Here is a 9,803-nt window from a genome sequence, read left to right as displayed (position 1 = left end):
GCTGCTTTCAGCCCTTGGCCAATATCTTTGGTATAACACGCTTGTAATTGTTTATTACTATTACTTTCTTTACTCAGTAAAAACCTTACCCGCTTTGCTACCGCCTCCCCTGAATCTAATAGTGTTACCCCTTCACCAAGATAATGACTTATTTCTGTCGCTATCATAGGGAAATGGGTACAGCCCAATACTAGGACATCAATATTTGATGCCGCTATGGGTGCTAAGATTTCGTTTAGCTTGTCCATATCTATTTGCTGTTGAGCAACATACTGCTCAGCAAGTAATACTAAATCTGAAGTCCCAAATAATTCAACTTTACAGTTTCCTGCAAACTGATTGATTAATGCTTGAGTGTAATCTCGTTTCACTGTTCCAGGCGTAGCCAATAAGCCAATGTGCTTTTTCTTCGATAACATTGCCGCAGGTTTAATAGCAGGAACAACTCCCACGATAGGAATGGTTAATTGCTGGCGTAATAGAGGCAATACCAAAGTGCTGGCGGTATTACAGGCAACCACCACAATACTGGCATTCAAACGTCGCGCATGATAAGTAATAAGTGCAACACATCCAGTTATTAACTCTTGCTCTGATAAATTGCCATAGGGTAAACGTGCATTATCAAATAAGTAACAATAATCATGCAGTGGTAGCTGTTTTCTAATTTCGTTCATTACCGACAATCCGCCGATACCAGAATCAAACACTAAAATAGGTCCAGACAATATGGGCTCCAAATATGTATATGCTCAGCATTAATCGTCGGGTCACTTTATACTTAGGTGCGTAATACTAGACATCAGCGTCATTTAGTATAATATTTGCGCCCTTTTTTACGTAATTAGGTGGACGATATGAATTTAGCTGCAATGGATCCTAAAAACTACGATGCACAATTACAACAAAAGCGCATCAAGCTAGAAAAGGCCTTTGCCGATTTCAATCCACCAGCGCTTGAAGTCTTTGCTTCTGAGCCTATGCATTATCGTATGCGTGCTGAATTTAGGATGTGGCATCAAGGTGATGACTTATATTACTACATGTTTGATAAAGCACTGAATGCAAAAGTGCGTTGCGATCAATATTTACCTGCGGGTTTAATCATTAATCAAATGATGGCTGCATTAATTGCAGAATTAACACCTAACCCTGCATTACGTTATCGGTTGTTTCAAGTTGATTTCTTGTCGACGTTAAGTGGTGAAATTTTAGTGTCTTTGTTGTACCACCGCCAGCTTGATGAAGAATGGCGTGAACAAGCGACTCAATTAAAAGATAAGCTATCTGCTCAATTCAATGTCAACATTATAGGCCGTGCGCGTAAGCAAAAAATCGATTTAGACAAAGATTTTGTTGTTGAGACCTTAACGGTTAATGAACAGGTATTGCATTACAAACAAATTGAAAACAGCTTTACTCAGCCGAATGCAAAAGTCTCTGTAAAAATGTTGGAATGGGCTATTGATGCGACTAAAGACAGCCAGGGTGATTTACTAGAATTGTACTGTGGTAATGGTAATTTTACGATTGCACTGGCACAAAATTTCAATCGTGTATTGGCAACAGAGCTGGCCAAGCCTTCAGTTGATGCAGCGCAATACAACATCGATATTAATCACGTTGATAATGTTCAAATTATTCGCATGTCTGCTGAAGACTTTAGTGATGCTATGGCGAAAAAGCGCCAATTTAGACGTTTAGAAGGCATCGACTTAGACAGTTACGATTGTAATACTATCTTTGTTGACCCTCCTCGAGCAGGCATTGACCCTGAAACATTAAAGCTTATCCAAGGTTATGAGCGGATTTTGTATATTTCATGTAATCCAGAAACACTGAATGACAATTTGTTAACCTTAGGCCAAACGCATAAAATAACGCGCTTTGCGCTATTTGACCAATTCCCCTATACCGACCATATGGAATCGGGCGTATTACTGGTTCGCAAGTAACCTGATTAATTTTAGTTACACATAATACTAGGGCGCGAATATTCGCGCCCTTTTTGTATCTATCACGTAATGCTTATACTTAGGCGCGATTGTCTATTTTGTGCTGTAGCGCTTCAGCTCCCGTTGCGACCATACGCAACTGCAGTACGAGCTGATCGGCCAATGATTTACGCTCACTACGTTTAGAGTCCAAAGCTGATGCTCCCGCATTAAACACTAAAATAACCAACGCTTCAGCTTGAGCACGCGCTAATACAGGTGTTCGGTTTGCCTGTGCTTCGGTGTAATGGGCAAGTTCAGAAATAAAATGTTCAATTTCACGCTCAACTGCAGCTCTAAATGCTGCTGAGGTACCGGATCGTTCGTGTAATAGTATTCGAAATACGTTCGGATTTGACTCTAATACTTCCATAAACGTGTCGACAGAAATACGGATCACACTACCACCCGCTTCCGCACGTTGACGACCTTTACGCATCATTTGACGTAATGTTAATCCGCCTTCATCGACCATGGTCAAGCCAAGTTCGTTCATATCTTTAAAATGGCGATAGAATGATGTGGGCGCAATACCAGCTTCGCGAGCAACTTCACGTAAGCTTAGGCTGGAAAAACTTCGTTCAGCACTGAGTTGATTAAATGCAGCATCCACTAATGCACGACGTGTTTTTTCCTTTTGTTGTGCTCTAACACCCATTTACTAATCCATTCAGTCAATATTAATTCACAGATAATACCGTTTTTAAAACAGAAACACAGCCCTGTTAAGCTTGACCATGACTGGTTCACTAAGTTAAATTAGCGTACAATTGTACGCTCAACTTATTTAAACCTATTATTGGAACCCTACTAAATGAAAAAACCTCCAATCATTTGGCTTAATACCTTGTTATTTGCCATTACTTTTATCGGCGCCGTGGTATTAATCCCTTGGCGTGGTTTTACCCATGGCTTTGATGGCATTGAATGGATTGCATTTGTTGTTTTCGCTTACGCAAGTGGTCTATCGATTACTGCGGGTTACCACAGATTATGGTCACACAAGGCTTATAAAGCCCATGCATCAGTTCGTTTTTTATACGCATTAGGTGGAGCATTGGCGCTACAGAACAGCGCATTGCATTGGTGTAGTGATCACCGCATCCATCACAAACATGTTGATAATAATGATAAAGACCCGTACTCAGCTCAAATGGGATTTTGGTACAGCCACATAGGTTGGATGCTACGTGAGTATCAAGCGAGTCGTTACAGCGACTACAACAACGTGCGCGACTTACAAAACGATCGTATCGTTATGTGGCAGCACAAGCACTACTTAGCCTTAGTGATCTTAATGAATATTGGTTTACCAGCATTTATAGGTTGGTTAAATGGCGATATTTTATCAATGGTACTTATGGCCGGTTTACTACGCTTAGTGGTTGTACATCACTGTACTTTCTTTATTAACTCATTAGCCCATATTTGGGGTAAACAACCGTACACAGATAAAAACTCAGCCCGAGATAATGCATTTTTAGCGTTACTTACATACGGTGAGGGGTATCACAACTTCCATCATATTTTTGAAAATGATTATCGCAATGGCATCAAATGGTGGGACTACGATCCAACCAAATGGTTAATCAAGCTTATGAACTGGTTTGGTTTAGCGAGTGATTTACGTAAAGTGCCACAAGAGCGTATTGAAAGTGCACGTTTGCAGATGCAACTTTTACAAGCTCAGAATCAGGTTGCTCACTTACCTAACTGCGATGAAATTATAGAAAAGTTTCAAGCAGAGTATGAGCTGATGAAGCAACACTTAGTTGACTATTATCAAGCCAAAAAGAGTTTGTTAGAGGCGAAGCGTAAGCAACTTACAGATCACAATCTGAAGCAACAAGTGCAATTATTACGTAATCAGTTTCTTGAACAACAACGAAATTGGAAAAGCCTCACAGCTGCTTATACGTCGTAAGTTTAAACACATATAGAAAAGGTCACGTACGCACGTGACCTTTTTTGTTTTGAGCAGCTTCACTAGTACATCATGTGCTAATTAAATTGCTGAGTCACCTGCTGCTGTAACGCTTTGCAATTGGTCGTAGCTCCGTCAACTGAAGGTGCAATACTCACCGATACTTTAGACCAGAAACGTTTAGGAAAAGTGGTCAGTGCATGCCCACCTTTATGGCTAAAGTAAGATCCCCATAACCCTGTTAACGCTAACGGTATTACCGTCACAGGATCCCGTTGTAAAATTTTATCAATGCCAGGTCTAAACTCACCAATTTCACCGTCTGGAGTTAACTTCCCTTCCGGAAAAATACACACTAACTCATCGTTAGCTAATGCTTGGTGTATCTGTTCAAATGCATTTAGATATGTCGACTCACACTTTTTAGGTGAACAGATTGGGATAACGCCAGCGTGCCGAAACAAATACTTTAATAATGGAATTTCGCTAATCGACTTATCCATTACAAACCGAATAGGTCGAGTCGATGCGCCCATAATGACTAACGCATCAACGTAACTCACATGATTACTGACAATAATTCCTGCCCCTTGTGCCGGAATATGTTCTCTACCTCGTACATTCACCCTATACATAACATGGCTCAGCAAATAACTGATAAAGCGTTGGGTAAACTCTGGCACTTGCGAGTAAACATATAACAGCACAACCAAATTAAGCACGCCGACAAGCATAAATAATTCAGGGATACTCCACTGAAATATCCCAAGCAACACTATCGATAATACTGCAGAGCCCACCATAAAGAAGGCATTAATGATGTTATTCGCCGCAATAGCTTGAGCACATTCTTGTTTTTCTGCACGAGTTTGAATAAACGCATACAGTGGCACAATGAATATCCCGCCACTTAGGCCGACAAGAAACAAATCGATCATCACACGATAATGCTGCGCGTTAGCGATAAATGACTCGAAGCTATACACAAAACCTGGCTCAACTAGCTCTAGCGGAATAGCTGCTATCATGTCAAAACTAAATACGCTTAAGCCCAAGACCCCAAATGGTAATAAGCCTAACTCAACATGCCCAAACGAAAAACGCTCACACACGTATGACCCAACTGCAATACCGACAGAAAATAACGCCAGTAACAATGATACTACCGTAGCATCGGCATGTAAGTGCAGCTTGGCAAAGTTAGGGAATTGAGTTAAATAGGTGGCACCCAAGAACCAAAACCAGCTAATGGCGAGAATGGCCATCCAAATAGTCTTGGTTTGTCGCGCTTTATTAATACAACGCCAAGTGCCAGAAAATAACGAAAATTTACTAGGGTTTAAATCACCTTGGGCAGGCAATGAAGGAATCGCACGGCTGGCAAGATAACCACAAATAGCCAACACACAGACAATGATTGCAGCCCACGTTAAACCATTTTCATTAGACACCACCAAACCGGCGCTTAGGGTACCGACAAGAATCGACAAAAAAGTGCCCATTTCAACCAGAGCATTACCTTTTACTAACTCTGCTTCGCTTAGGGCTTGAGGTAATAATGAGTATTTTACTGGGCCAAAGTATGCAGACTGGCTGCCGGTTAAAAATAGCAGCAGCAACATCACCATATAACTCTGACTGATAATCGCGATAGCCGCTGTCGACATGATAATCAGCTCTAACAACTTTAACCGTCGAATCAATTTTGCCTTATTCATATTGTCTGCCACGATACCTGCATGAGCAGAAAACAAGAAAAAAGGTAAAATGAATACGCCAGCAGCTAAATTAACAAACAAGTTAACGTCAATCGGTAATGCATTTAATTGGCTGTACGTCACTAACAAGAGCAACACATTTTTATAAAAGTTGTCATTAAGCGCACCTAGGCATAAGGTCGCAAAATAGGGGAAAAATCGTTTAGTTAGCAGCATTTGAATTCCTTTTTATGCTCATTCCATCAATATAACTGCTTACATGACTCGTCAACATGTCTTGTAAACAGGATTGTGTCTCAAATAGCTTTCCATCCAATGACAAACACGTTAACCCATGTATCCCACCCCAAAGTACGCGGCTCATCGTTTCAACCTCTTGCTCACATGCAAGAGGAAAGTATTGACTTAGCTGAGACTCAACGTCAGAAAATAATGATTTAATCAGCCCGAGGTGAGCCACAGGTAAAGGCTGGTCACCCGCCATTGATAATTCAAATACCAATCGGAAACAGCGTCGATTCGCTAAAGCAAACTGACTATAAACTAATGCCATTTGCTCAATTGTTTGTTTTGGCGTGGTCGGTTTAATTAACTGTAACTGCGCAGCAAGCTGTAGCAATGTTTGCTCAGATACCGCGAGTAATAAGTATTGGTAACTACCAAAAATATTAATTAACGTACTTGGCACGTAACCAATGGTTGCCGCAACTTTTCGTAAACTTAAGTTATCGACGCCATGGCATTGTAAATGCTCAACCACTGCACTAATAGCCATATGGCGGATCTGCTCATGCGTATGCTCTTTTCGTCTCGCCACAATACCAACCTAAAAATGATATGCACCTTATTAAGTTGATAAATTAACAGCAAACAAAATAAAAAACAACGTTCATAATAATTATTTTTTTAATTAAAAATACACGACTAGGTTTGATAAACCGCGAATAACCAAGAAATAATCCTTGAGAAACATTATAATTGCTCATCAATAAGCCAGCGACAGAAACACAACCATGCCTCATACCAATATAAAACTTACCGAATATAGCCATGGCGCAGGCTGCGGCTGTAAGATCTCTCCTAAAGTCTTAAGCACTATTCTTGCGTCACAACTTCCCGTGTTTACTGACCCCAATTTATTAGTCGGTAATCAAACCCGTGACGATGCTGCAGTTTACAAACTCAATGAACAAACCGGCATTATCAGTACCACCGACTTCTTTATGCCCATTGTGGATGATCCATTTACCTTTGGTAGAATTGCCGCAACCAATGCAATCAGCGATATCTATGCCATGGGCGGCACGCCAATTATGGCTATTGCGATATTAGGCTGGCCGGTTAACTTATTACCACCTGAAGTAGCCCAACAAGTAGTTGATGGCGGACGCCAAGCTTGTGCCGATGCCGGTATTATGTTGGCTGGCGGTCACAGTATTGATGCGCCTGAACCTATTTTTGGTTTAGCGGTTACAGGCCAAATACCGCTTGAGCGAGTAAAACAGAACAACACTGCCAAAGCGAATGACCGTCTATACCTCACCAAACCGATTGGTATTGGCATTCTGACTACAGCACAAAAGCAGAAAAAGCTGCGTGATGAAGACAGCCAAATTGCCCCTAATGCCATGTGTCAGCTCAACACGATTGGTATTGATATCGCTAAAATTGTTGGGGTTAATGCATTAACGGACGTCACAGGATTTGGACTGGCAGGTCACTTAATTGAAGTATGCCAAGGCGCACAACTTAAAGCTAATATCGTTTTATCCCAAGTCCCTTTACTCCCTAAAGTCAGTGATTACCTCGCTCAAGGCTGTATTCCAGGTGGTACTCATCGTAATTTTGACAGTTATAGCGAACATTTACCGCCACTAACGGATGACCAAAAAGCAATTATTTGCGACCCACAAACCAGTGGAGGACTATTAGTTGCCGTGAGTGCAGAGGCAGAACAGGAACTTAAAACACTATTAGAAGCCAATGGAATTGACGCTATTTGTATCGGTATGCTCAATACTTATGAGCCTCACGCTGACGGACACGATGTCCTTGTGGAATTAAGCTAATGAGCGAGGTTATTCCCAGCTCAGAATATGGCAGACTTCTATTAGAAAACCGTCCATTAATAGACGTAAGAGCGCCTATCGAATTTACTAAAGGCGCTTTTGGCCACTCGATTAATTTACCGTTAATGCAAGATGGTGAACGCGAAAAAGTGGGTACATGCTATAAAAAACGTGGCCAAGAAGCTGCTATAGCATTAGGTCATGAGCTGGTGAAAGGTAAAGTTAAACAACAACGTATAGATGCTTGGCTTGCTCAGCTGTCACAACATCCTGACAGTTATTTATATTGTTTTCGTGGCGGTTTGCGCTCAAAGCTATCACAGCAATGGATTAAAGAATCAGGCATGGACATCCCTTATATTGAAGGGGGTTACAAAGCCATACGTAGTTTTTTAATTAATACTATCGAGCAAGCGCCAAGCCAATCTAAAGTGCTGATTTTAAGTGGTATAACAGGTAGTGGTAAAACGGAAGTTATCCATCAGCGAGATGAGTCTGTCGACCTTGAAGGCCTTGCCAACCATAAAGGGTCTAGCTTTGGCAAAAATATCGATCCGCAACCCAGTCAAATTAACTTCGAAAATAATTTAGCCGTGGCATTGCTGAAGCATCAACAACAGCAACATAACCATTTGCTATTAGAAGATGAAAGTATGCTAATTGGTCGTTCAGCCCTGCCGAAGCATTTTTACAGCGCGATGCAGCAAGCTGATATTATCGTACTCGACGAACCATTAGACGCACGTTTGCCGCGTTTATTAAATGACTATGTTGAACAAAAACTGACTGATTATGTATCTGGATTAGGTGAGCAAGCGGGTTTCGATGCATTTAAAGCTTATTTGGCTCAAAGCTTATTGGGCATTCGTAAACGCTTAGGTGGTAAGCAACATCAAGAATTGCAGGACTTAGTTGATAATGCGCTAAACGTACAACAAAGCCAAAATGATACCAGTAAGCATTTAGACTGGATAAGTCTGTTACTCGATATTTATTATGACCCGATGTATCTGTATCAACTTGAAAAGAAACAGGACAGAGTTATCTTTCAAGGCGACAGACAAGCTATACATCAATGGTTAGATAAACATAAGTCATAAGTCATTTCACAAAAATGCCCTCGTGATGAGGGCATTTTTATATGTAACTTGTCAGATACAGTATTCAAATCAACATGAATCAGGCAACAGTCGCTCAAGGCTCATTGGTATTAACAGGTAAAACCGCACACAGCCATCACGACTTACATCACGTGTTTAATGTCGTTGCCAAGTATATGATTAATAAATTGACCTATGTTTAAAAAAACAACACATCAAAAAATCAATTAATCTTCATTGAAAATATAAACAAACTAATTAGTTAACAATATATCCCACGGGAGATTTGCACTGCCTACAACAATAAAATTTGGGTTTTCGAGTGTTTCACGCTCATTGTAGGTCATAGGCTGTAAATTAATATCAATCAGTGCACCGCCTGCTTCTTCAATAATGATCTGCGCAGCACCGGTATCCCATTCCCCAGTAGGTCCTAAGCGTACATAGCAATCAGCACGTCCTTCGGCCACTAAACAACTTTTTAATGCTGCACCACCCATCACCACTAACTCACAATGATTAGGTTTATTGAGTAACTTTAAAACTGATTGCGGATCTTGACGACGACTGACCGCTAAACGTAAATTCTCTGGTTCATCACCGGTTAATTGTTTACTGGTGATACGTATCTCGTTCTTACCATCACGCTTATAAGCACCTAGCCCGGCTATTGCGTAATAACACACCTTAGTCATCGGCACATAAACCACTCCCATAATAGGACGGTTATGTTCAACTAAGGCAATAATCACAGAAAAATCACCACTACCCGCAATAAACTCACCCGTGCCATCTAATGGATCAACTAACCAATAGCGTTTCCATGTTTCACGGACACTTAATGGGATATCTGCAGCTTCCTCACTTAAAATAGGAATATCAGGCGTTAGCTCCGCTAACTGACGGCAAATAATATCGTGCGCGGCTAAATCGGCAGACGTGACAGGAGTATTGTCGGACTTAATTTCGCGCTTGAAGTTACCTTTAAGGTAAATATC

General features: G+C 41.0%; 9 protein-coding genes. 4 read left to right on the top strand and 5 right to left on the bottom strand.

What is annotated here, in order from left to right; all coding sequences use genetic code 11:
- The coding region (gene murI / locus CXF78_RS02580; protein ID WP_102035882.1) for a glutamate racemase at positions 1-728 on the bottom strand (728 nt) is incomplete at its 3' end.
- A 129-nt stretch (positions 729-857) separates the two neighbouring features.
- Here murI and trmA point away from each other — a divergent pair.
- Positions 858-1,955, top strand: a complete 1,098-nt coding sequence (gene trmA / locus CXF78_RS02575; RefSeq protein ID WP_102035881.1) for a tRNA (uridine(54)-C5)-methyltransferase TrmA — start codon at positions 858-860, stop codon at positions 1,953-1,955.
- A gap of 79 nt (positions 1,956-2,034) precedes the next feature.
- Here trmA and fabR read toward each other — a convergent pair whose 3' ends face one another.
- Positions 2,035-2,652 carry an HTH-type transcriptional repressor FabR gene (gene fabR, locus CXF78_RS02570; RefSeq protein ID WP_011635616.1) on the bottom strand — a complete coding sequence of 206 codons (618 nt, stop codon included), beginning with the start codon at positions 2,650-2,652 and terminating at the stop codon, positions 2,035-2,037.
- A 156-nt stretch (positions 2,653-2,808) separates the two neighbouring features.
- On the opposite strand from fabR, the gene CXF78_RS02565 reads away from it, so the two are divergent.
- Positions 2,809-3,918 carry an acyl-CoA desaturase gene (locus CXF78_RS02565; protein ID WP_059745177.1) on the top strand — a complete coding sequence of 370 codons (1,110 nt, stop codon included), beginning with the start codon at positions 2,809-2,811 and terminating at the stop codon, positions 3,916-3,918.
- A gap of 77 nt (positions 3,919-3,995) precedes the next feature.
- Here the strand turns inward: CXF78_RS02565 and CXF78_RS02560 are convergent, their stop codons facing one another.
- Both CXF78_RS02560 and CXF78_RS02555 read right to left on the bottom strand, forming a co-directional pair.
- The gene (locus CXF78_RS02560) at positions 3,996-5,852 is read right to left on the bottom strand and encodes an MFS transporter (protein WP_102035880.1); all 1,857 of its coding nucleotides are present in this window, start codon (positions 5,850-5,852) and stop codon (positions 3,996-3,998) included.
- Positions 5,839-6,453 carry a TetR/AcrR family transcriptional regulator gene (locus CXF78_RS02555; RefSeq protein WP_102035879.1) on the bottom strand — a complete coding sequence of 205 codons (615 nt, stop codon included), beginning with the start codon at positions 6,451-6,453 and terminating at the stop codon, positions 5,839-5,841. The genes CXF78_RS02560 and CXF78_RS02555 overlap by 14 nt, the downstream gene beginning before the upstream one ends.
- Before the next feature lie 196 nt (positions 6,454-6,649).
- Here CXF78_RS02555 and selD point away from each other — a divergent pair, with 196 nt between their 5' ends.
- Positions 6,650-7,705: a selenide, water dikinase SelD gene (gene selD / locus CXF78_RS02550; protein WP_102035878.1), complete on the top strand. Its 1,056-nt coding sequence runs from the start codon at positions 6,650-6,652 to the stop codon at positions 7,703-7,705.
- Positions 7,705-8,805, top strand: coding sequence for a tRNA 2-selenouridine(34) synthase MnmH (mnmH, locus tag CXF78_RS02545; RefSeq protein WP_102035877.1), 1,101 nt, complete (start codon positions 7,705-7,707; stop codon positions 8,803-8,805). Before selD ends, mnmH begins: the two co-directional genes overlap by 1 nt.
- 254 nt (positions 8,806-9,059) lie before the next feature.
- On the opposite strand, the gene cysQ is transcribed toward mnmH, so the two are convergent.
- On the bottom strand, positions 9,060-9,803 hold a 744-nt coding region (gene cysQ / locus CXF78_RS02540; protein ID WP_102035876.1), incomplete at its 5' end, for a 3'(2'),5'-bisphosphate nucleotidase CysQ.

Origin of the sequence: Shewanella sp. 11B5 (assembly GCF_002836795.1) — a bacterium.
GTDB classification, from domain to species: domain Bacteria; phylum Pseudomonadota; class Gammaproteobacteria; order Enterobacterales; family Shewanellaceae; genus Shewanella; species Shewanella frigidimarina.
Note: the sequence above shows the minus strand (reverse complement) of the source record. Positions and strands in the feature narration are given on the sequence as shown.